The 22,566-nt window shown below is 44.1% G+C and carries 15 protein-coding genes and 1 riboswitch; of the genes, 5 read left to right on the top strand and 10 right to left on the bottom strand.

The genetic code is table 11. The features are described from left to right. Together AC1DM9_RS01455 and AC1DM9_RS01450 are read right to left on the bottom strand one after the other, a co-directional pair. A complete protein-coding gene (locus AC1DM9_RS01455) occupies nucleotides 1-1,422 on the bottom strand; it encodes an ABC transporter substrate-binding protein (protein WP_441882681.1) in 1,422 nt (473 codons plus the stop codon). A gap of 652 nt (nucleotides 1,423-2,074) precedes the next feature. Beyond that, nucleotides 2,075-3,013, bottom strand: coding sequence for a hypothetical protein (locus AC1DM9_RS01450; protein ID WP_477578144.1), 939 nt, complete (start codon nucleotides 3,011-3,013; stop codon nucleotides 2,075-2,077). 189 nt (nucleotides 3,014-3,202) lie between these two features. Between AC1DM9_RS01450 and AC1DM9_RS01445 the strand changes: the two genes are divergently transcribed. After that, entirely contained in the window at nucleotides 3,203-3,700 is a 498-nt protein-coding gene (locus AC1DM9_RS01445) for a DinB family protein (protein ID WP_477578142.1), read from the top strand. 86 nt (nucleotides 3,701-3,786) lie between these two features. Here AC1DM9_RS01445 and AC1DM9_RS01440 read toward each other — a convergent pair whose 3' ends face one another. Both AC1DM9_RS01440 and AC1DM9_RS01435 read right to left on the bottom strand, forming a co-directional pair. Continuing rightward, complete coding sequence (locus AC1DM9_RS01440) at nucleotides 3,787-3,987, bottom strand: copper ion binding protein (protein ID WP_054023077.1); 201 nt, start codon at nucleotides 3,985-3,987, stop codon at nucleotides 3,787-3,789. Between the two features lie 23 nt (nucleotides 3,988-4,010). Then, on the bottom strand, nucleotides 4,011-4,364 hold the full coding sequence (locus AC1DM9_RS01435; RefSeq protein WP_477578140.1) for a metal-sensitive transcriptional regulator: 354 nt from the start codon (nucleotides 4,362-4,364) through the stop codon (nucleotides 4,011-4,013). 184 nt (nucleotides 4,365-4,548) lie between these two features. Between AC1DM9_RS01435 and AC1DM9_RS01430 the strand changes: the two genes are divergently transcribed. The 3 genes from AC1DM9_RS01430 (at nucleotide 4,549) to AC1DM9_RS01420 (ending at nucleotide 7,550) form a co-directional block, all read left to right on the top strand. Then, nucleotides 4,549-5,493: a hypothetical protein gene (locus tag AC1DM9_RS01430; RefSeq protein ID WP_441882689.1), complete on the top strand. Its 945-nt coding sequence runs from the start codon at nucleotides 4,549-4,551 to the stop codon at nucleotides 5,491-5,493. Between the two features lie 111 nt (nucleotides 5,494-5,604). Beyond that, nucleotides 5,605-6,342, top strand: a complete 738-nt coding sequence (locus AC1DM9_RS01425; RefSeq protein WP_477578386.1) for a glycerophosphodiester phosphodiesterase — start codon at nucleotides 5,605-5,607, stop codon at nucleotides 6,340-6,342. A 5-nt stretch (nucleotides 6,343-6,347) separates the two neighbouring features. Next, complete coding sequence (locus AC1DM9_RS01420) at nucleotides 6,348-7,550, top strand: SLC45 family MFS transporter (protein WP_477578137.1); 1,203 nt, start codon at nucleotides 6,348-6,350, stop codon at nucleotides 7,548-7,550. A gap of 58 nt (nucleotides 7,551-7,608) precedes the next feature. Here the strand turns inward: AC1DM9_RS01420 and AC1DM9_RS01415 are convergent, their stop codons facing one another. The 4 genes from AC1DM9_RS01415 to AC1DM9_RS01400 all read right to left on the bottom strand — a co-directional run bounded on the left by AC1DM9_RS01415 (nucleotide 7,609) and on the right by AC1DM9_RS01400 (nucleotide 12,548). After that, nucleotides 7,609-8,475 (bottom strand): YitT family protein, encoded by an 867-nt coding sequence (locus tag AC1DM9_RS01415; protein ID WP_339204879.1) that lies wholly within the window; start codon nucleotides 8,473-8,475, stop codon nucleotides 7,609-7,611. 254 nt (nucleotides 8,476-8,729) lie between these two features. Further along, nucleotides 8,730-9,008, bottom strand: coding sequence for a hypothetical protein (locus AC1DM9_RS01410; protein ID WP_076267180.1), 279 nt, complete (start codon nucleotides 9,006-9,008; stop codon nucleotides 8,730-8,732). A gap of 72 nt (nucleotides 9,009-9,080) precedes the next feature. Beyond that, nucleotides 9,081-10,820 carry an ABC transporter ATP-binding protein gene (locus tag AC1DM9_RS01405; RefSeq protein ID WP_477578135.1) on the bottom strand — a complete coding sequence of 580 codons (1,740 nt, stop codon included), beginning with the start codon at nucleotides 10,818-10,820 and terminating at the stop codon, nucleotides 9,081-9,083. Nucleotides 10,821-10,823: 3 nt separating this feature from the next. After that, nucleotides 10,824-12,548: an ABC transporter ATP-binding protein gene (locus tag AC1DM9_RS01400; RefSeq protein WP_477578133.1), complete on the bottom strand. Its 1,725-nt coding sequence runs from the start codon at nucleotides 12,546-12,548 to the stop codon at nucleotides 10,824-10,826. Nucleotides 12,549-12,729: 181 nt separating this feature from the next. Continuing rightward, a riboswitch (ZMP/ZTP riboswitch) is annotated at nucleotides 12,730-12,808 on the top strand. A 65-nt stretch (nucleotides 12,809-12,873) separates the two neighbouring features. Here AC1DM9_RS01400 and AC1DM9_RS01395 point away from each other — a divergent pair. Next, a complete protein-coding gene (locus AC1DM9_RS01395; protein ID WP_477527826.1) occupies nucleotides 12,874-13,719 on the top strand; it encodes a bifunctional 5,10-methylenetetrahydrofolate dehydrogenase/5,10-methenyltetrahydrofolate cyclohydrolase in 846 nt (281 codons plus the stop codon). 77 nt (nucleotides 13,720-13,796) lie between these two features. Here AC1DM9_RS01395 and AC1DM9_RS01390 read toward each other — a convergent pair whose 3' ends face one another. Together AC1DM9_RS01390 and AC1DM9_RS01385 are read right to left on the bottom strand one after the other, a co-directional pair. Further along, nucleotides 13,797-14,753: a sugar-binding transcriptional regulator gene (locus tag AC1DM9_RS01390; RefSeq protein WP_477510397.1), complete on the bottom strand. Its 957-nt coding sequence runs from the start codon at nucleotides 14,751-14,753 to the stop codon at nucleotides 13,797-13,799. Nucleotides 14,754-14,923: 170 nt separating this feature from the next. After that, nucleotides 14,924-22,168: a 5'-nucleotidase C-terminal domain-containing protein gene (locus AC1DM9_RS01385; RefSeq protein ID WP_477578131.1), complete on the bottom strand. Its 7,245-nt coding sequence runs from the start codon at nucleotides 22,166-22,168 to the stop codon at nucleotides 14,924-14,926. Nucleotides 22,169-22,566: the final 398 nt, after the last annotated feature.

Here is a 22,566-nt window from a genome sequence, read left to right as displayed (position 1 = left end):
TTATTGGGCGAGCTCTTTAATCAGTTTTTCCTTTTCGGCCTTCAGCTTGTTCTCAATGTTTTCTTGCGTTTGCTGAATGGCTGTTTTTGAATCAACGTTTTTATCAAGTGCGGCTAATACACCTTCAACCCATAAAGGCCATGCTAAACCGTCAAGACGAGTAAAACGTCTAATTGGAATGAGGCTGGCAAGCTCATTGTAGAACTTGTAATCCTCTTGGTCGCCGAGGTAAGGATTTGTATGTGACAGGTACCATTCTTGGCTTGTAATATGCTTGTAATCCGGTTGAACCGATTGTTCAATCCATAGTTTCCAAGCTGCTTCGGACGTTGTAATAAATTCTACGAATGCCCATGCTGCATCTTTATTGCTGCTTTGTGAAGGAATGACGAATGTCGATCCGCCCATACCTACGTTAAGTCCAAAAGGCATTGTTGTAGCTTTCCATTTGCCTTTTTGATCCGGGAAGTTGATTTCTAGATCACGTGCGCCGTAAGTTCCCGCTACGTACATCGGGGACTCGCCTTTTTTTACGCGCTGCTTGCCTTTATCACTGTAGATGCCGTCATGCGGAGCAATTTTCAATTGGTTAACTTGTTTTGAAATATCGAGGAATTTTACGAACTCATCCGTGTTGCGAACCCAGTTCATTTCGCTGTCGTAGTATCCAAGTGAATCGCCTAACCAGTGAACGGGTGAATCACGCCATTCCATGGAATACTTTCCGTTTGCTTTCAACGTTTGAGCTAATGTGAAGAAGTTGTCTGGATCTTGAATGTATTCGCCAAGCTCGGCTGGATCAGATGGCAAGCCCAGCTCTTCAAAGATGTCTGCACGGTAGTAAGTTACAGCAGGTGTAACATCCCACGGCATACCTAACAATTTGCTGCCGTCAATGGACGACCAGCGGTTCCAGTTATACTCCGATACAAGGCTTTGATATTTGCCAGCATCATATTGCGGTTGAAGCAAATCCTCCAGCACATTTCCTGTGCTATAGCGTGTAAATTGGCCTTGCTCAACAAGTGCAACATCCGGCGCTCCTTTGCCAGCTGCCAAAGTCGTTTGCAGCTTATCGTGCAAATCTCCGAACGGTACAAAAATCGTTTTCAGCTTGATATTCGGATAAACTTCATTAAACGCCTTTTGAAGCGCAGCATCCTTCTCTTTGTTGTCAAGGAACGTCCAGAACGTTACTTCACCTGCAATCGACGGATCAATGGAGGACTTGGCAGCCCCGCCATCAGGCTCAGAATTATTAGCAGCCGGCTCATTTGTAGACGCTTCCTTATTGCCTTCCGTATTCGCAGGCGTATTCTCTTTACCATTATTAACCGAGTTTTTACCTGCACCGCTGGAGCATGCCGTTACGAGCATAATAAGAGCCAACATAAAAATGAAAGTGCTTGTTAACTTTTTCATTTAAAAAAGCCTCCTCCGTAATTTTGAATAAAGCGTTTACATTTTAACCCTTAAAGGATATAGTCATTAATGCCTTGCTTGATTATGGTTCATAGATGAGTAAACAGTGTTTAACACATTTGTTAATCAGAAGCATTTTTTTGCAGGCATCAAAAACGATTTCTATTTTTTTGTTTCTCTTGCTGCTATGACTCCCTCTAGTTATCAGCATTGTAAAGCTTAAACAACTCCTGCTTACTTTCACTGCTAGGCTTCTGTTTGAATTAAACATAAGCAGCTCTTGACTTAACAGCCCAGTTTGCTTATATTCTAGTTAATTTATTAACCGTATAGCGCGAACCTATATTCATGCATTAAAACATACGTAAACTTGTTCAGCTCAAGCTTCACCTCCATGAGAAATAACCATTATATTAATCGATTAATAATTATGTTACATGATTTAGTTTAACACGTATTTTTTCGTTTTCAAGTACTAAAATTCGATTCAACCAAAATTTTCGTTCAACTTTTTTCAATGCTGAATCGCATTTTTATTTACTATCTGCGTAACACCCGCTGGATTGCCTCGTTTTTCATGTTTAAGCACAAAAAAATCACCCATTTCTGAGTGATTAGCATTTATATAAATATTTAATGTTGATCATTTTTTTCACTCTGCCTCAATGATAAATGGAACAATAAATGTTTTTCCTCCACGCTGAAATTGCCCCCACATTTTATATAAACCCGGTTCAGGGAAACGAGTGGAGAATTCAGCGGTCGGCCCACTTCTGTTGTCATCCTTCGGATGGACATGCAGGTAACGGCTCCTATCCTCGCTCAAAATAACAACATGTCCGATAGCCCCTAAGTAAGGCTGTAAATCACTAATCGGTTCTTTCGTTTTTTCATCGCTTAACGTGAATATCAAATCTGTCTCTTGATCGGCTTTGAATGAGGAAATCTTCAAGGAGACAGCAATACCATCAACGATTTTTGTTAGGTTTTTATCCTTCTTCAGCGGCTCCTGAGCTTGTTTTGCTCCTGACACCTGTAGATGGGACGTAACCGTCATCTGCGGAGAACCTGTCGGAATAAAATCTGCATATAGCTTATAGTTTCCACTCTTGTTGAAGGATGCAGCTACCTCGAACTTACCTTTCCCTTTATACTCAGGATGAATATGCATGAAGTCCTTCAAATCCTCGCTTACGAGAATGAGGTGCATGAGCTTCTCATGATTGACTTCATATTTTTCAATCGCCTTTCCCGCATGATCATAAAGAAACAGCTCGATATTTGTTTCTTTCCCAGGATCAGGACGCACCGGCGAATAACGCCATTCCAGCTTAATATCGGCCGCTGACATTTGTTCTAAGCGGTTGTGGCCGCTATGATTTTCCGAAGTATCATGTTCCATCTCATCGCCTTGTGCATTAGCCGTATGACCACGATGTTCATCAGTGACAGCAACATTGCTCACAGCATGCTGGGAATGATCACTGACTGCCGGGCTTCCGCAGCCCGCCGCAAGCAAGCTAAGAATTATGATTCCCGCAGTTACTGTCCGCTTCCGATACTTTTTTGCATGCAAAGCCGATTTATTCATAACCATTCACCTCATGCTTTAAAATCTAATCTCATCCATTATTGCCCATCGACCTCAGCCTCAATCCTGCTAACGGACGATAGTATGCGTTATCCCAGTGCTTAGAATATTGTAATAAATAGTACCAAGTCATAGTACCTTGTTATATGATTATAGTAGATATTACCATCCGCTTAAGGAGAGGATCAGATGGATGATTTTAATGAGTATTTATTTACAACTAGAGAGAAATTGTTAAATGAAATATCATGCCTAGATGACGATGAATTCAATCGTACATTTGAAACTTCAATGTGGAGTATAGCTCAGGTTTGCCATCATTTATTGAAAACGGAAAACTTGTTTAGAAAGGCCATTATGTTCGGACTTAAGCAAAAGATTTTATCCAAAACCGAACGTCAGCCTATTGAAATTGTGTTGGATAAGTCGGTGAAGTATCAAGCTCCCCAAATTTCAGAACCTGATTCAGGACCATTTCAAGTATCACAGATCATTCAATTATTAAGCGAATCAAGAATTAATTTAATGGATGTTCTTGTTAAGATTGAGGATAAATCTATTGTAGAGGAAATAGCAGTGAATCACCCGAGGTTTGGTAACTTGCCTTTAGATCAATGGATCGAACTGCTATATTTGCATGAGCAGCGGCACACAGAGCAAATTAAAGATTTAAAAGCACTTCGTTAATATAAACGTATATTTATTGCTTTCATAATAAACGAAATCAGAACCAAAAAAAAGAGGGGCTGTATTCAGCCCCTACCTGCTTTATTTTATACGATGTCGTAGCCTTGATCCTCGATCGCTGCTTTTACTGCCTCTATCGTAACCTTCGATTCGTCGAAATCGACTGTTACTTTCTTGTTTGCCAAATCTACCTTGCCTACCGCTCCTACATTTGCAACGGCCTTCTCAACCGAACTGACACAATGACCGCATGTCATGCCCTCTACTTTCAATACTGCGTTTGCCATCATTAAAATCCCCTCTCCGTCTATTATTTCATTAGTTTGTTAACGGTAATGAGCAATTCATCGATAACTTCACTTTCGCCTGCTTGAATACGTTCAATTACGCAGCTTCGCATATGTCCTTCAAGCAGCAGCTTGCCGACACTGTTCAAAGCGGATTGTGCAGCGGCAATCTGATTAAGCACGTCATCACAATACGTATCCTTCTCTATCATCGCCTTAATGCCCCTAATTTGTCCTTCAATTCGGTTCAAGCGCTTTGTTAAATTGTCCTTCATTTGTGAGGAGTGATGACTCTTACGCGGACCGTATGGGTCGCAGCAGTCATCCGGTGGATGGGAATGCTCATGACTCCCATCGATTATTGCTTCATTGTCCATTTCGCATACCTCCATGGGGTATTACTTGATAAATTCATCATATCATACCCCTTAGGGGTATGTAAATACTCTTTTTAATAATGTAAATTTATCCCTTATATTACACTTTTATTCTTTTCGCTATTATGCTACGATCATCCTCGTGTTCATCCTAAACCACATCGAATCGGAGGAATATCAGTTAATGGATTATTATGCACATGTCAAATGGTTTACAGACATCATCGCGGAGAAACAACCGCTTGCCGCCATTCTTTCTCCTTTTTTTATGAAGCTGGCAATGATTATCACCGTTCTGCTCGCTGTGCTAACCAAGTTCCTTCCTGAGTTATCGAGCTCAAATTTGTCTACAAAAGTGGATCGTCAGCTCGTTAAGCTCCGGCGATATTCCTTACCCATCCTAAAGTACGGCACAGCTGCTGCTCTTCTCATTCAAGCAGCTTCCGGAACACGCTTCGCACTGGAATTTAAGCTTACAGACGGCTGGCAAACGATCCTAATGTGGACTGCAATCATATTACTGCTTATTCCGCGGCATTATGCAACAAAAATTGGTGCACTTGTGCTGCTCGTTCTATTCATTGAAACAGGCATTGAAGCAGGAATATTTCATATGCTTGATTATGGTTTTTATTTGGCCATTATCGGCGCCCTGCTGCTCGAGCGAACTAAACTATCCGAATGGGGATTCCCCCTTCTCTATTTGGGAACAGGCTTATCGCTTTGCTGGGTCGCCGTAGAGAAATGGATTTACCCGACAATGGCAGAGGACATTATTATTAAACATCACGTACCCACGTTTGGTTTTGACACCTCACTATTTATCGTCATGGCTGGTTATATAGAGTTTTTGGTCGGTTATTTACTCGTAATCGGTATTTTAAACCGAATGTTGTCTGTGGTGCTAACCTTCATTTTCATCTCAGCAACGATGCTTTTTGGTATGAAAGAGCTGATTGGTCATTTTATGATTCACATCGTACTGCTTTTGTTTATTATCGAAGGCGCTTGCATCTATAAGAAACCGCTCTCCGTTTATCGCACGACCTTCACGCAAATGGTGTTTGTTCCGCTTAATTTTATTTTCGTACTAGCTACCTACCTCCTCCTGTATTACCGCTTCGCTTAACTCTTATTGGTATCATTCCGAAGCCCACTTTTTTTTCGTGTTTGACACAGCCATAATATTACTTCTATATAGTTAGTAATAGACTCTATTGTGCAGAAAGGATGAATCGTTATTAAAACTATTATTAATTTCGCCCATCGCGGAGCAAGCGGCTATTGTCCCGAAAATACGCTCGCTGCATTCAAGAAAGCCATTGAGCTAGGTGCTACTGGCATCGAAATCGATGTTCAACTAACGAAGGACGACCAAATGGTTATCATTCATGATGAATCACTAATGCGGACAACCGGCTTGAACAGGCTTGTAAAGGATACAGCATACGAGGAGCTGATGTCACTCGATGCCGGCAGCTGGTTTGACCCCGCCTTCCAAGCCGAACGAGTTCCACTTTTAGAGCAGCTTCTTGAGCTTCTCCGTCATTCGGATATCATTTTAAATATCGAGCTTAAAAACGGTATCATCCAGTATCCAGGTTTGGAGCAAAAGGTAATTGACATGGTTCGAGCCTTCGGTATGGCTGATCGCATCATCCTATCCAGCTTCAATCATTATTCGCTCTTGCTCTGCAAGCAGCTGGCCCCTGAAATTCGTACGGGTGTTCTGTATATGGAAGGGCTTTATCGTCCTTGGGAATATGCGGCGACGCTTCAGGCTGATGCACTGCATCCTTTCAAATACGCTGTAACGCCAGAATGGACAGCTTCCGCCGCTGCATATGGCATTGCCTACCATCCGTTTACGGTTAATGATGCGGAAGAGATGGAGCGACTCCTTAACGCAGGTGTAGACGGAATCATTACGGATTATCCTGATCGATTGGCTAAGGTGCTGTTAAGGAGAGGGGCATAAGCGGTATGAAAAAAACATGGCTGCTCGGGTTCGGTTTTTTTAGCATCAGCATTACATGGGCGCTTTACAACGCATTCGTCCCCTTTTTTCTCGATAAGTTTTTGACGAGTACGGCGCTGATTGGATTCATGATGACGATCGATAATTACTTTGCTCTTTTTTTGCAGCCATGGATTGGAAGCCGCAGTGATCGCACAAACACGCGCCTTGGCCGAAGAATGCCCTATTTGCTCATCGGCATGCCACTTGCAGCCTTGTTCGGTGCGCTCATCCCTTGGCACACAAGCTTGCTCACGCTCGTATTGTTTATGGTGCTTATGAATCTGTCGATGAGCCTGTACCGCTCCCCGACCGTCGCGCTTATGCCCGACATCACTCATGACAGCAAGCGTACAAAAGCAAATGGCATTATTAACTTCATGGGCGGCATCGGCTCCATTATCGCTTTCGCAGGAGGCTCGTTTCTATATGAGAAACATCACTCACTCCCTTTTCTAGTTGCATCCATTTTAACGCTCATTTGTTTAGTCATTCTCTTGAATAACATAAAAGAAAAACGTGATGCGCTCTCTTACTCGCCTGCTGAGGAGAAAACAAAAATATCGTTCAAAGAACAATGGAACCGTCCTACGATCTTTTTGCTTGGTGCAATTTTCTTCTGGTTTCTTTCCTATCAAGGGGTTGAAGCCTTCTTTACTCTGTACGGCACAAAACACTTACAACTGACCGAAGGCCAATCATCATTTTCGCTCGCCTTCTTCTCACTCGCTTTTGTAGCTGCCGCCATTCCAAGCGGATTGCTTGGCAACCGCTTCGGCAAAAAGCTTATTATCACGTTAGGGGTTATTGGCCTCATCGTTATTTTTGCAGCAATCTCTTTCGCAGACGCGCTGCTCCCGCTTCGTACCTTGCTTATTGTCGGAGGCATCTGCTGGGCGATGATCAATATCAATTCCTATCCGTTTATCGTTTCGCTCGGCAAAGAGCAAAGCATCGGTACACGGACAGGCATCTATTACTTAATCTCTTCACTTGCTGCTATCGCTTCACCGCCGCTCATGGGCGGCTTGATTGATCTGCTCGGTTATTCCGTGCTGTTCTATTTCTCATCAGGAGGCATGGTTATTGCGCTCTTGTTCCTGCTATGTGTAAAAGACAAGGGTCTCGCTAGGCCTGTGAATGATCCATCTATTTCGACAAGCTTATAATATAAAAAAATCCGGCTGCGCGACTTCTGACGCCGCAGCCGGATTTTATTGTTATACCTTAGTGGATGCTGCCTTTGCTGAATCCGCCGCCCATGACGTCGGATACATGCTCGATAGCAATAAAGGCATTCTCATCGATGGATTGCACGATGGCTTTGAGCTTCGCAAGCTCAAGTCGGGATACGACGCAATAGATCATTTGCGTTTCATCCTTCGAATAGCCGCCGCGCGCTTGGATCAATGTCGTTGTACGACCTAAACGGTCAATAATCGCTTGCGATACCTCATCATATTCAGAAGAAATAATCGTTACCGATTTCGACTCATCGAGACCTTCCACAACGATATCAATTAATTTAATCGCTATATAATATGTAAACATCGAGTACATGGCTGAATCCCATTCAAACACAAATCCCGCAATTACAAAAATAATAACGTTAAATATCATGATAATTTGTCCGACTGGCATACGCATTTTCTTCGAAATCAGGATCGATACAATTTCTACGCCATCCAGCGAGCCGCCGAAACGTATCGCAAGACCAACTCCTGCACCGAGAATAAGACCACCGAACAAAACAGCAAGCAGCTTTTCTTCTGTAAATGCTTCAACGTGATGGAGCAATGATGTCGTGATCGACATGACGATAATGCCATAAAGGGTTGAGATCGCAAACGTTTTCCCAATTTGTTTGTATCCAAGAATTAGGAACGGTACGTTCACTGCGAACAAGAACACGCCGAGTGGAAGCGATGTGAGGTGCGCCAACATAATCGATATACCGGCAATGCCGCCATCGATTACATTATTCGGAACGAGAAACAATTCGAGTGCGACGCCCATTAAAATCGAACCAATCGAGATAAAAATAAACCGCTTAAAAATTTCTAAAGATGATAACCCCTTATGCGTTTTTGCCAACTGCCCATCCTCCGTTTTCCCGATTTCATCCTATAACTTTAGCATAAAAAAGCATTTTTTTCAAAAACGCATGTACCTCGTTTAGAACATATGCTGTACTATCCTGTCCTTATTCCGTCGCAATAACCGTGCAAAACATCTATTTTCAGCTAGTGTTTACAAAAATATCATAAACTTTCCAACACAAGAAGAACTGCTTCAGCCAACATGCGCTTGGAAGCAGTCCTTCATAGACTTACATTTATGCTCACAAATTAGTCTACGTAACCTGCAAGGCCTTTGTCCATCAAATAATCCATTTCTGCGTCCAAGATTGATTCCACGACCAGCTCGTTGGACTTTACATCAGGACGGCTCAGTACATAATCTACGAGCTCGTCGCCGTCAATATCTACCTCGCCATTTTTATCTTCCTTCGCGCTGCCGATGAACGCTTGCTCATGCTTTAATACAAGCTTAATCAGCTTCTCATCCGCGTTTGTTTCGTTTGCTATATACTGCAAAAGTTCTTGCTCGTTCAGTTGTTCTGTCATCGTTAGTCATCTCCTAATTGTATCGCTCGTCTCATTGTACCACATTCATATGACCTTTATGAGACAGTACGTCTATACTTGTTGTAAAAATTGACTGCCATGCAGTTGATCATACAACCCTTTTTTCGCAAGCAGCTCATCATGTGTACCGCGCTCCGCAATTTCACCATCTTTAATAAATAGAATGGTATCCGCATTTCGAATGGTACTGAGTCGGTGCGCAATAACGAAGCTCGTTCTGCCGCTAAGCAGCTTCTTCATCGCTTCTTGAATTTGGAGCTCAGCCAGCGTATCTACACTGCTCGTTGCTTCATCGAGTATAAGCAGCGCAGGATCTCCAAGAATGGCCCGAGCAATCGTGATAAGCTGGCGCTGCCCGTGGCTTATGTTCCCGCCTTCCGCTGTCAATTCGGTCTCATAGCCTAGCGGAAGCTTCGTGATGAAGCTATTCGCATTCGCTTGGGCAGCCGCCTCCTCCACCTCTTCATCGGTAGCATCCAGCTTGCCATAGCGGATATTCTCACGAATGGTACCCGAGAACAAATGGGCATCCTGGAGCACGATTCCAAGCTGTTTACGCAAGCTGTTTTTGTCTATCGTGCAAATGTCTTCGTCATCAATCAGTATTTGACCGTCCTTGATCTCATAGAAACGCCCAATCAGATTAATGATCGTAGTCTTGCCCGCTCCAGTTGGACCCACTAGCGCAACGGTCTCTCCCGGCTTAGCAATAAAGGAGATGTTATTAAGCGCTGCGGTTCCGTCGTTATATTCAAACCGCACATCGCGAAACTCTACCTTGCCGCCAATCGATTCCATCTCTTTCACGGACTCGGGTTCTTCATATTCTGATGGAATATCCATCATCTCAAATACCCGCTCCGCGCCTGCTACCCCCGACTGAATCATATTGTATTGATTGGCGACCTCATTCAAAGGGCCGGAGAATTGCTTTGAATAACCGAGAAAGCTTATGATGACGCCCACTGTTGCGTGGCCGTGAATCGCCAGCCAGCCGCCGACACCTGCAATGATCAAATAGCTGATATGACCAAACATGTTCATGAACGGGCCCATCGTACCCGAATAAATTTGGGCTTTGGTTCCGACTTTCTTCAACTTGGCATTAGCGGCGCTGAACTGCTCAGCCATTCGCTCCTCTTGATGAAACAGGGCTACGACCTTCTGTCCCGATACCGTCTCCTCGATAAAGCCGTTAAGCCCGCCAAGCTCCTGCTGCTGTCCTTTGAACTGACGCTGTGTTGCCTTCGCAATTCGTTTCGTTACCAAAACAATGACCGGAATAACAATGAGTGCTACAAGCGTTAGCCACACATTTAAGAAAAGCATCATCGCGAACGAACCTATGAGCATGATGACGCTTGAGATGATCTGAATCAAGCTTTGGTTCAGCGTATTCGTAACATTGTCGATGTCATTCGTCGTACGACTCATGAGTTCACCGTGGTTTTTACTCGCAAAAAACGGAATAGGCAGCTTTTGCAAATGATTAAACAATTCCTTGCGAAGACTCCATACGGTCCGCTGCGATACATCAGCTAAATATAGGGCTTGAAGCCAGCTGACTAAGCTGCCAGCCGCGTATAGGCCAAACATAAGCAAACAAATAGAAAGCAGCCCATCATATCGCTTCGCAATAATATAATCATCCAAAGCTTTGCCCAAAAAATAAGGACCAGCGAGCGTAAGTCCTGCGGCAACTATCGTTAGTGCAATAACCGCCAGCAGTCTAGCGCGGCCATGAAGCAAATAAGTTCCAATTCTTCTTAATGTCGTTAGCGTATGATTCATCTATCAAGCTCCTTGCTGGGAAAAGGCCATTTTCTGGTATAGCTTGCTTTGTTCAAGAAGCTCCTGATGCGTGCCAATGGCTGTAATTCGACCATCCTCAAGCACAATAATCCGATTTGCCTGCTGTACGGATGCAATTCGCTGACCAATAATAAGACAAGTGCTGCTCTTCATAATCTCTTGCAACGATTTGCGTATGAGTAAATCCGTTCTCAGATCAACCGCGCTTGTACAATCATCAAGGATGACAATTTTGGGTTTCAGCAGCAACGTCCGAGCTATGGATAACCGCTGCTTTTGACCGCCAGACAGATTGACCCCGCGCTGGCCAAGCAGCGTGTCGTAGCCATTCTCCAGCTTCATAATGAAGGCATGAGCCTCAGCCGCCTTGGCTGCTGCCTCTATTTCATCCTGACTCGCATCCGGTTTGCCATAGCTGATATTGTCACGAATGGTTCCACTGAACAGATGCGCCTGCTGAAGCACCATTCCGATATGGCTATGCAGCTCCGCAGAAGCGATCTCGTTAATCGGATGGGAATCAATGCGAAGCATCCCCTCTGTCGCTTCATAAAACCTTGGAATGAGGCTGACCAGCGTTGATTTTCCTGAGCCGTTCACCCCTACGATCCCAATCGTCTCGCCCGGCTCTATATCCAGATCTATGTCGTGAAGTATGTTTTTCTCCGAGCCTTCGTAGCAGAAGCTCACATGGTCAAAAGTTATTCTGCCAGCTTGAATTTTTTTGGACTGCTCGTTAGCTTTTCGTTCAGCTGTCCATTTATCTGCCGGAACCTCCAATATCTCGTTAATGCGGTCAGCAGAAGCCTTGGCCCGAGAGATTGCAATCAATTGATTTCCAAGTCCTAGAGTAGAAAAGAGAAGCTGTGTAATATAAGTTAAAAAGGCGGCGAGACTGCCCACCGACAGCGCCCCGTGCTCAGAGAGCATTCCGCCATACCATAATGCAGCTACAATACTAAAATTAAGAATGATCGACACAAGCGGCGTATTAAGCGCAACGATCTTAGCTGCTTTTAGACTGGCATGCAGTAGATTTGAGTTCGTTTCATTAAAACGTTCTTCCTCGTAATCGGACCTTACAAATGCTTTCACAACGCGGATACCAGACAAGTTTTCTTGCATCACGGTATTCACTTGATCAAGCCGATGCTGCATCATTGAAAACAAAGGGACGGTAATCCGAGTTGTAATGATGAGGAAGAGAGCTAATAAGGGTATCATTGCGAGCAAAATAATAGACAGGCGCGGGCTGATGACAAAAGCCATGATCAGACTGCCGATAATAATGAATGAACTGCGTGCAAATACGCGGAGCAGCAGCAATACTAAGTTCTGAATTTGTGTGACATCACCCGTCAGTCTCGTCACGATGGAGCCTGAACCAAAACGGTCAAGCGATCGAAGCGACAGCGACTGTATTTTTTGAAACAGCTCCTGCCTCAGATCAGCCCCAAAGTTTTGCGATGCTATCGTCGAGAACACCGTGCAGCCGACACCTGCGATTAGTCCGATCAATGCGGCGATCAGCATTTTGGGCGCGGTGCTCGCGATTGCTGTGAGATCACCTGCTATAATGCCCTCATTCACAATGCTCGCCATGAATCGCGGCTGCAGCAAATCCATGACCACCTCTAGCAGCATAAACAGCGGTGCCAGCACAGCGCTCAGCCAATATTTCCTCAAAAATCTAGTGAGCTTTAACAACTTACCACCTCAATCTCCCATCATTTTGCGCAAACTGCAATAAAGAGGGCAGCGCGACCCGCTCCCTCTTGATAAAGTAATTATAGCATCCATCCTCTCGTTTCTACACCTAAATAATCATAAAATAATGTTAATGACTCGCTTTTGAACTTTCCACCTGTTAAAATCAAAATACCATTTAAAAGCTGTGCGTAACTGGCGGAACATGGGCAACCATGAGGAAGCGCACAGATCATTAGCCGTACGCCTGGGCAAAGGTAAGGGGACATACCCCTTGCCTTTTTATGTTTTTTTAACATTTATTTATAAGGGGCTGAGGTAGAAGATGACCGAGAAACTGATTTTGGATGGAGCCATTGTGGCCGATGCGATTAAAGAGCAGCTGAAAGAAAGAGTTGAGATTCTTAGCAAGCGGGGAATCATTCCATGCTTAGCGACGATACTGGTGGGCGATGACCCTGCGTCTGAAACCTACGTTCGAATGAAGGGCAATGCATGCAAGCGGCTTGGCATTGATTCCAAACGTATTCATTTGAACAAAAACATTTCAACGGATGATTTAATTGACGTTATTTTGCAGCTTAATGAAGACCCGCTTATTCACGGCATCCTCTTGCAGCACCCTGTACCGCATCAAATTGATGAGCGTGCTGCCTTTGAAGCGATTAGTATCCATAAGGATGTTGATGGTGTAACCGCGTTAGGTTTTGCTCAAAATGCATTTGGTTATGCCCAGTATCCGTCATGTACCCCTGCTGCTATTATGGCTATTCTTGATTACTATGAAATCAAGGTCGAAGGCAAACATGCCGTCGTCGTTGGACGAAGCCCGATTCTAGGCAAACCCGTTTCTCAGATGCTGCTGAACCGCAATGCAACCGTAACAACCTGTCATTCCAAAACAGAAAATTTAGCGGAGCTATTGCGTCTTGCCGATATCGTCGTTGCTGCAGTCGGCAAACCAAGCTTTATTCAAGGCGAATGGATTCGCGATGGCGCTGTAGTACTTGATGCAGGGTACAACAAAGGGAATATTGGGGACGTTGACTACGAGGCATGCCTAGCAAAAGCAAGTGCGATCACCCCTGTGCCTGCAGGCGTAGGTCCTGTTACGATCGCCACGCTTCTGAAGCATACGGTTGACTCCGCTGAGCGATTTGCACTTCAATAAGAGATATAGGAAGAAAAACGAGGGGATCTTATTTGCCGCTTTGCAGCTAAGATCCCCTCGTTTGTTCTATGGGATGTCTACACATCCCGTTCTAATAAATACCTCGCTGTAAACTGATCGGTAATGAGTACATTCGTGTAGCCGCCGCGCAGCGCGCCATAAATGCCATCTACCTTCTTCGCTCCGCCTGCCACAAGTATCGACTGGTCCTTGCGTTTCAGTTCATCGAGACTGATTCCAATCGTGCGCTGGTTCATGAGTGTTGAACAAATATTGCCTGTAATATCGATATAGCGTGAGCATATATCGCCAGCTGCTTTCTCGCGAATAATTTCCAGATCTGAATCTGTGAAATAATTGGCTCTAATTAATACAGAATCATCCGTAGGTGCTCCTACGGTTACAACGGCAATATTAGAAAGCTTCCCTAGCTCCAAAATATTGCGGATATGGCGATCCGATTCAATCGTCCGCTTCACAACCTCATGGTCAACAAGCGCCGGCAGCGGAATAAAGTAAGGTATCGTATGGAAAGCCTTGCCGAATAAATGAACAATTTCATAAGCGTATGTATTGGTTTCCGAATGGCTAACCCCGCCGTTGAGCTGCACGACCTTTACGTCGCGAACCGGCTTATCCTTAAGCTGAGAAGCCATTTGAAAGAGCGTCGTTCCCCACGTTGTCGCAATGATATCGCCATCTTTTACCGTATCGTATAAATAGTTCGCTGCCGCTTCGCCAATATACTTTTTTACGATGCTGTCCTCATACTGAGGCACAGAAACGATAACCGCTTTTTTCAGCCCAAACTTCGCTTCCAATCGATTCGCCAGAACAAAATTGTTTTCGTTCGGGTGTACGATTTTTATTTGAACATACCCCTCATCCTTCGCCTGCTGTAAAAATCTTGATATCGTAGGGCGCGATACCCCCAGCTTCTGAGCGATTTCTTCCTGATTATAATCCAGTTCATAATACAGCCTTGCTACATCAATCATTTTGCTAAGCTTATCATCCAGTCGATCATCAGCCATCCAAGTTTCACTCTTTCTATTTATGTCTAGAAATGCAAACGGTATCTACTCCCTCTAATTTAACATAGGTTTCAAATGAAGTGTCGCCTTCTTTGTATGAAAACAACAAATCTTACTAAAAAAAACGTCCCCCCCACTCATAACAAGTGGAATGGGACGCTTTTGCTTAATTAAATTCCGTTTCTTCCTTCATACTCTAGTGCGGACAAAATCAGTGTAACCACATCTGCTCTTGTTGCATTTTTCTTAGGTGCAAATTTATTGCCGCCCATGCCTGCTACTAGTCCTTCGGCTTGTGCCGCAGCGATATAAGGACGAGCCCATACAGGAATGTCACTCAAATCAGCAAACGTCGGCTTCGCCTTCGGATCAACTTTAATGCCTAGTGCGCGAACAAGAATTACGGTCATTTCCGTTCTTGTTAATTCACTTGATGGTCGAAGCGTATTATCCTCGTAGCCCGCAATGACCTTATCCTCGATAAGCTGTGCAAAGAAGGAGCGTGCCCATGCAGGAACTTGACCCGCATCTGCAAAGTCCAGCTTGCTTGTCGACGATTCAAGCTTCAGCGCTCTGCCAACCATTGTAATAAATTGTGCTCTTGTTGCTGTGTCTCCAGGGTGGAACGTACCGTCTCCATACCCATTAACAAACCCAATTTCCACTGCCTTCGATATAGCATCTGCAGCCCAGTGGCCGCGTACATCACTAAATGTGATGGTTGGCGTCGGTGTTGGTGTCGTCACCGGCGGTGTCGTCGGTGTTGGCGTTGGTGTCGGCGTCGGTGTTGTCACCGGCGGTGTTGTTGGTGTTGGAGTAGGTGTTGGAACTACAACATTCACATCAACAATACGTCCTTCTGTCGTTGCATTAATCGTACCTAATTGATTGATATACTCCAAGAATACCTCGTAGTCAACAATATTCATTTCGTGCTGGCGTCCAGCATCTTTGGCTTGCTTCATCGAACGATAGAAATCGCCGCCATTAGCCATAAATGAGTTTGTTGCTACAAAATAATAAGCATTCAAATCAATTGCACTGTAGCTGCCGTCTGCGTTTTTGATTTCAACCTTCGTAATGCGTTCGCCAGCCTGCTTAAGAATTCCGTCTGCATCCAAAATTTCTGGTTTCTTACTAGAATCGTAGTAGAAGCGCATTCCTGATACTTGCGGGAAGCGGCCTTGTCCTGTTTCGATTCCACTCACACCGTTCTCAAGCGCAGCAATAATTTCTTGGCCCGTCATACGAAGCGCTGTAAGGTTGTTTCCGAAAGGCATCACCGTTAGCAACTCACCCATCATGATGTCTCCATCTACTTTACCTTCAGCTGTCTTCTTAATCGAAGCGCGAATGCCGCCGCCATTCTGAATACCTACATAACCTTTTACATCTAATTCCTTTAATGCCTCATTGCTGTTTACAAAGCTTTTTACTTTGGAGACCATTCCGTCTGTCATTAGGTTTCCGAGATTGGTTTCCTTTGCTCGTGCAGAAGCACGTTCACCATCTAGGAACACATTTGTTTTGCCGATCACTTGTTTCTGAATACTCTCAACACCCGCACTGTATGGCTTCAGCATTTCAACAGCTTCCGGGTCTGCTGCATAACCGCTAACTGTAAGCAGCTTGCCATTCCATGCGGTCAATACCCCTTTGTTATTGAACTCGAGGTCCAAACGGCCCAAATAATTGCCATACTCTTCTGCCTGTACAACGAGAGTTGGTTCTCCCGCAGCATGATATACAAGCGGTGCGTCAACCTTCGTGTGGCTATGTCCACCGACGATAACGTCAATGCCTGTAACCTTCTCAGCCAATACCTTATCAAATTCATTTCCTAGATGCGTCAATGCCACAATCTTATTGATGCCTTCTTTTTGGAGCATTTTGACCGTTTCTTCAGCTTTCTTAATATAATCCTCGAACACAATATTATCTCCTGGCGAAGCAAGGAATTTTGTGTCCTCCGTTGTTAAGCCGAATACGCCGATCTTTTGCCCGCCTTCATCCAATATGATCGCGTCATAAATTTTACCTTTCGCAGCTGGTTTACCGATTGCCTGCTCAGACACAAGTCCGTTCATTGCAGGTTCCTTGCTGAAGTCGATATTTGAGCTTACAAACGGGAACTCCGCTTTTTTGATAAAATCAGCAAGTACGGATGGACCTTTATCGAATTCGTGGTTTCCGAATACCATCGCGTCATAACCGATCTTATTCATAAACTCCAAGTCCGCTTGACCAAGATATTTGTTGAAGAACAGCGTTCCTGAGAACACATCACCTGCATCAAGCAAAATAGAGTCTTTTACTTCTGCACGAATTTCTTTAATCGCTGTAAAACGTTTTGCAATCGAATCAAGGTGAGCATGCGTGTCGTTCACATGCATAATCGTTAGCTTGAATGGATCGTTCTCACCTGGAAGAGGCTCGCCTTTTAGATCAACAATCCGCCCTTCAACAGCTGAAGTTGCCGCCGTAATAGTTCCAAGCTTCTGAATGTAGCTCGTAAATACTTCATAGTCCGGCAAATACAATAAGTTTACGCGTCCTTCTTTATAGGCCTTCTCAAGTGAAGCATAGAAATCTCCGCCTTTGGCCGTAAAAGCATTTGTTGCAACTTCATATTTTGCTTTCAAATCAATCGGAACGTAGCTATCTCCGTTTTTCACTTGAATGCGCACTACACGCTCGTTCACTGGTTTAGTCGAGTCATAGTCAAAACGCATTCCAGCGATATGCGGGAAGCGACCGTCCTTAGTCGTTGTAATCGTAGACACACCGTTTTCCATTGCATCCTTGATTTCTTGTCCCGTTAATGTGATCGTAACCAAATCGTTATTGAATGGAAGAACAGTTAATACTTCCCCCTGAGTGATCGGCCCTTCGCTAATCGTTTCACGTATGCCACCGCCATTTTGCAGCGCAATGACCGCATTTGTTCCTGCCGCTTTCGCTGCTGCCAGCATACCGTCAGCGATTAAATTTCCAAGGTTTGTTTCTTTTGAGCGCACATCAGCACGAAGGCCATTCAAAATAACATCCGTATTCCCTACTACCGTTTTTGACATCTCAAGAACGCCAGGCTTGTATTTCGATTCTAAAATTTGTTTAGCGTCGGCATCCTCAGCAATGTTAAACTCCTTACCCGTCATCGCATCGATGGATATCAGTTGATCATGCCATTTGGTTAGAATACCTTCATCGTTAAAGCTCACTTCAAGCTTGCCAAGGAACTGGCCTTTTTCACCTGTTTGAACGATAAGCTTTGGTGCGCTCGGATCCGAATTGTCGACAACTGCTGCATCTAATTTCGTATGACTGTGTCCTCCGACAATGATATCGATACCTTGCACCGCTTTAGCAAGCTCCACATCTGCCTCATAACCAATGTGAGATAAAACAATGATTTTGTTAATGCCTTTTCCTTGAAGCATAGCAACTGTCTCTTTGGCTTTCTCTACTGCATTTTCGAAAGTTACATCGCCCGGTGAAGCGATATTAGCCGTATCTTCTGTGGTAAGACCAATGATTCCGACTTTCGCACCATTTATATCTTTAATAAGTGCCGGATATATGGTTGCACCAACGGTTCCATTGCCTATTTCGTTTTTGAACAATTCGTTCAAAACAACATCTTTCGAAAAATTCACATTAGACGAAACGAAAGGAAACGATGCATTTTTAATAAAATCAGCAAGTACATTCGAATTTTTGTCAAATTCATGATTACCGAAGGTCATAACATCATATTGAACTAAATTCATAAATGCAAGGTCCGCTTGTCCCAAGTATTTGTTGAAATACAGCGAGCCTGAGAACACATCTCCAGCATCGACCAGAATCGGATTCTTCGAGCTTGCTTTTGCTTCCTTAATCGCCGTTACACGGCGTAGGATGTTGTTCGGTACGCTCGTCGTATCTAAATCCAAATTCGCATGCGTATCATTTGTATGCAATACCGTCATTGCAAATTCTGATTTTTTCTTAGCTGACAGATCCAGCTGCGCAAGAAGCGGATCATGATCGCTCACTCTGCCCTGTTCTGTAGAGAAATCAGCATTGACATGTACTACGTCGATTTCTGCTTTTGTCCCATTTGCTTTATCAACGAGAATGTGATCAAGCGTTTGAGAGTTACCGTCATAGATATACGAGTAACGTTCTGAAACCGGCAGCGTATCTACAAGGTTTGTCAATTCATTGCCTTTAATTTTGTTCAATGTGCCAGAGAATTGGAAATCGTTAAAGTCGCCTAGCACGACTACACTTGCTTCAGGGTCTTTCGTTGTCAAATCCTTCACGAAGCTGTTAACAGCTTCCGCTTGCTTCGCGCGCTGCACTTCGCTGCTGCGAACAACCGGCTGAACATCACCCCAAGGCTTGCCGTCTCCACCTTTTGAATTCAGATGGTTCGCAATCGCAACAACTCGTTTTCCTTGGAACATAAATTCTGCTACAAGCGGTTTACGAGATGAAGCAAATGTTGAAGCGTCATCAGAGCCAATACGGCCAGGATTTTGCGTTAAGCCGCCAATTCCGTTTACTTTAATTGTTGATTTGTAATCGCCTTTCGTTCCTTGAGCAAGTGTTACACGGTCGGCTTGATATAAGAAGCCTACACGGATATTACCGCCAGGAGCGCCGCCATCTTTATTTCTCTCAGGAGCGATGTCTGTATAAGAATACGTAGGTCCGCCTTTTGCTTTAATCGCATCAATCAGCGTTTTGAAGCTTTGGGCAGCATCCGTATTTTCCGTATCCTTTTCGCCATCGTTGTCTTGTACTTCCATTAAACCGATAATGTCTGGCTGCTTCATATTCGTTACAATAATTGAAGCAATTTTTGCAGCTTTAGCTGTTTGATCTGCGCTGAAGTTTTCCACATTAAATGTAGCAATCGTCAGCTTGTCCGGGTTCGGTACAATACTCGTTACCTTCTGGACGTTTGTACTGCGTACGATAGTTGGCAAAGCTTGTGTAGGCAACAGTTTATACAGATCACCAGCGTATTGAATTACGCCAACGATATTGCCGTTAAAAGCATCGCCAGTTTTAATTTCTGCACCAGCTGGCTTTGATCCGCCTACATACAGCTTCTGCGGGTTCAAGCTGCTATCAATAGCAGACAAACCATTTCCTTGCAATACAATTCCGCCTACAGCGGTTTTCACTGGATTGTTAGCACCATTATCAAACGTAATTTGAGTTACCGCATTCGCGTAAGGTCCAGTAATCGTTGGATTTTTCACTTCAACGAGCATGCTCTCCAAACTCTCGAAGAAATCAATTGCATCGTTCTCTGGGTTGAACTTGCTAAAGCTGTCGGTATCGATCAGGTTAGGAATGATTCGACCGCCTGTTCCTACCAATGTAGCTTTAGGAAGCTGGTTATCGCTCGATACTTTAGTAATTGTTGCTGCATTAATTTGCGTTACAGTCAAAGATGGACTGTTTCCAAATTCCTCTACAGTACCTGTGACTGATACCTCATCCTTAACAGCTAGACCATGTGCAGGCTTGTACACCTGAATAGCCTCGGACGTATTCGGATTCTCATCCTGATCCTCATCAGGTGCCTGCATGTAGAAGGAATTCGCGCTGACCGAAGTAATAATACCAGTAACATTCGAAACCTTTACATTGGTATAGATCGATTTATGCGTCTCACCTTGAATTGTATGAATGGCAATACCATTGGTATTTTCTAATACTTTATACGAAAATGTCGATACATCGCTTGTCACTCCACCAGCTGTCACAACCGCTTTAATGACCATATCCGCATTTACGACAATAGCTTTCGTATAAAGCGTTCCTGTAGTAGCTGTCGGAACAGTTCCGTCTGTCGTGTAACGAATCACACCGCCCGGAACTAGTGAGCTTAGCGATACAGCTCCTCCTGCGTTAATGCCGCCTGACGGAATGCTCGCTTGAACAGCCAACCGTTTCTCAACAATGTCGAGTGTATTACGCGGCAATAATTCCAATCCTACACTGGAATGGAACGTCATAACGCCAGTAACCTGCTCGAAGGTCTTACCTGCCACGAACGAAGCATCGGAAGAATAAATAATAACTTTGCCGCCATTCACAGCATCCGTAGCTGTAACAACGCCGCTGGCAACACTTTCAACTTTAATATTTTTGACTTGAACCAAACGTGCTTCGAATTTGTTGCGATTTTCAGTCGTTTTGCCAAAGCTCGAAGAATCAACAACGATCTGATCTGGAACAGGAGCAGAACCCGTTACTTTTGCATTTTCAGCAGATGCCTCCAATTGAAGCAACCCCGAAAATTCAGTCAGCTTGCCGAAAGCCTCAATGACGTCCCCCGGCTGTGCCGAGACGCTGCTTGGAACTCTAACAATAATGCCTCCGTTTTGATCCTGTACAAAAAGATTTACAAAAGCGCCTGAATCCGCTCGGTGTGTTACAACACCACTAAGCGTTACGCTTGTACCAAGTGCAGCCGCACGTGCTTGTGCGATAGTCACTAGTGTAGAAATCGTATAAGAATATTCACGCAAAGCACTATTTGGAAAACCTTCTTTTTTGGCATAAGTATGAACCGTTGTAGGCGCATTAATTTTGATTTCTGTTACATTCGGCTGATACAACGTAAAGTCCTCTGGAGCAACTTGCGTTTCTCCTGCACCGTATACACTATAGTAAACACTAGCGCCAACTGTTGGCGTCGAGAGCTTAATGATTGTACCCGGAAGTACAGCTCCTTCGTTTACGTCTGGCGTTACTGCTTCAACATCAACAGCGACAACGCCGTACGTGGAGTTGCGCGGGTCGGGTGTCAGAATGTCAAAGTCCGCGGAGTTATTATCTGTATCCTTCCCGCGGCTGTCACTTGCTGCTCCTGTATCTGCTTTACGAATGGCAGCTTTTGAGCTGGATAAAGCTGCTGTTGGCTGCTTTTCAGATTCGTTCGCTGCTCCGTAACCAATAAAGTCAATCTTATCTGATGTTTTGTTTAACAGTTCTACCTTCCCATCAGAGACGCTCATTGCCAATGTCCCTACAACATCAGGTGTTGGAAGGCTTGCTCCCACGGCAGCGTTACTCGCTTGTTGAATGAGAAAGTAGCCTTTTGATTTAATAGTCCCTGTTAAATTTGTTGTATTTCCAACTGTGAAGGCACCTTCTTTACTTGCGTATCGAACGCTCCAACCTGTCAAAACAACGTCTTTATTCGTAGGATTATACAATTCGATAAAATCATTTCTCAGTGTTGCTCCGCTGTTTCCCCCACCGCCATACACTTGTGAAATAACGATATTATCTCCTGCAGGCGACGCCTGAACCGGCGCACCTAAGCTGCCGAGCGTGCCTCCAACCAAAAGAAGAGCCGCTAACAGCATGCAAGCTTTTCTTTGTATTCGTATGACCAATTTGTGCATCCTACATTTTCCCCTCTCCACAACCAGTAATGAATAAAATAGTTTACCCAACAATTAGATTAGCTACAAAGTGTAATCACAACATCAAAATGAAATTAAGTTCTCGTAAACATGCACATTTGTTCATAGATGGCAATAAAAAATCCCCTTACTCCAAAAACATGCATAACATCCGTGAACAGACTATTTGCATTGATGAAGGAAGGGGAATTTAACTTCGGGCCCAAAGTTTATGAACCATCTACTCTTAAATGTGATGTAAACTAACACAAGACTTTATGGAGAGTATACAACGGAACATTTTTCCTGTCAATTGGTAGAAGGATTTGTTTTAAATAGACTAAAATTGTGTTTGAAGTACCATATACATAACTTAACATGTAACTTTAATGGGTCGT

Source organism: Paenibacillus sp. 01T431, assembly GCF_056398625.1.
This window is presented reverse-complemented; position numbering and strand designations above follow the sequence as displayed.

Coding starts and splice junctions, on each gene's coding strand:
- AC1DM9_RS01455 (WP_441882681.1), bottom strand. CDS start 1,422: ATGAAAAAGTTAACAAGCACTTTCATTTTTATGTTGGCTCTTATTATG.
- AC1DM9_RS01390 (WP_477510397.1), bottom strand. CDS start 14,753: ATGGCTGATGATCGACTGGATGATAAGCTTAGCAAAATGATTGATGTA.
- AC1DM9_RS01450 (WP_477578144.1), bottom strand. CDS start 3,013: ATGAATAAATCGGCTTTGCATGCAAAAAAGTATCGGAAGCGGACAGTA.
- AC1DM9_RS01410 (WP_076267180.1), bottom strand. CDS start 9,008: ATGACAGAACAACTGAACGAGCAAGAACTTTTGCAGTATATAGCAAAC.
- AC1DM9_RS01385 (WP_477578131.1), bottom strand. CDS start 22,168: ATGCACAAATTGGTCATACGAATACAAAGAAAAGCTTGCATGCTGTTA.
- AC1DM9_RS01435 (WP_477578140.1), bottom strand. CDS start 4,364: ATGGACAATGAAGCAATAATCGATGGGAGTCATGAGCATTCCCATCCA.
- AC1DM9_RS01395 (WP_477527826.1), top strand. CDS start 12,874: ATGACCGAGAAACTGATTTTGGATGGAGCCATTGTGGCCGATGCGATT.
- AC1DM9_RS01430 (WP_441882689.1), top strand. CDS start 4,549: ATGGATTATTATGCACATGTCAAATGGTTTACAGACATCATCGCGGAG.
- AC1DM9_RS01420 (WP_477578137.1), top strand. CDS start 6,348: ATGAAAAAAACATGGCTGCTCGGGTTCGGTTTTTTTAGCATCAGCATT.
- AC1DM9_RS01405 (WP_477578135.1), bottom strand. CDS start 10,820: ATGAATCATACGCTAACGACATTAAGAAGAATTGGAACTTATTTGCTT.
- AC1DM9_RS01445 (WP_477578142.1), top strand. CDS start 3,203: ATGGATGATTTTAATGAGTATTTATTTACAACTAGAGAGAAATTGTTA.
- AC1DM9_RS01440 (WP_054023077.1), bottom strand. CDS start 3,987: ATGGCAAACGCAGTATTGAAAGTAGAGGGCATGACATGCGGTCATTGT.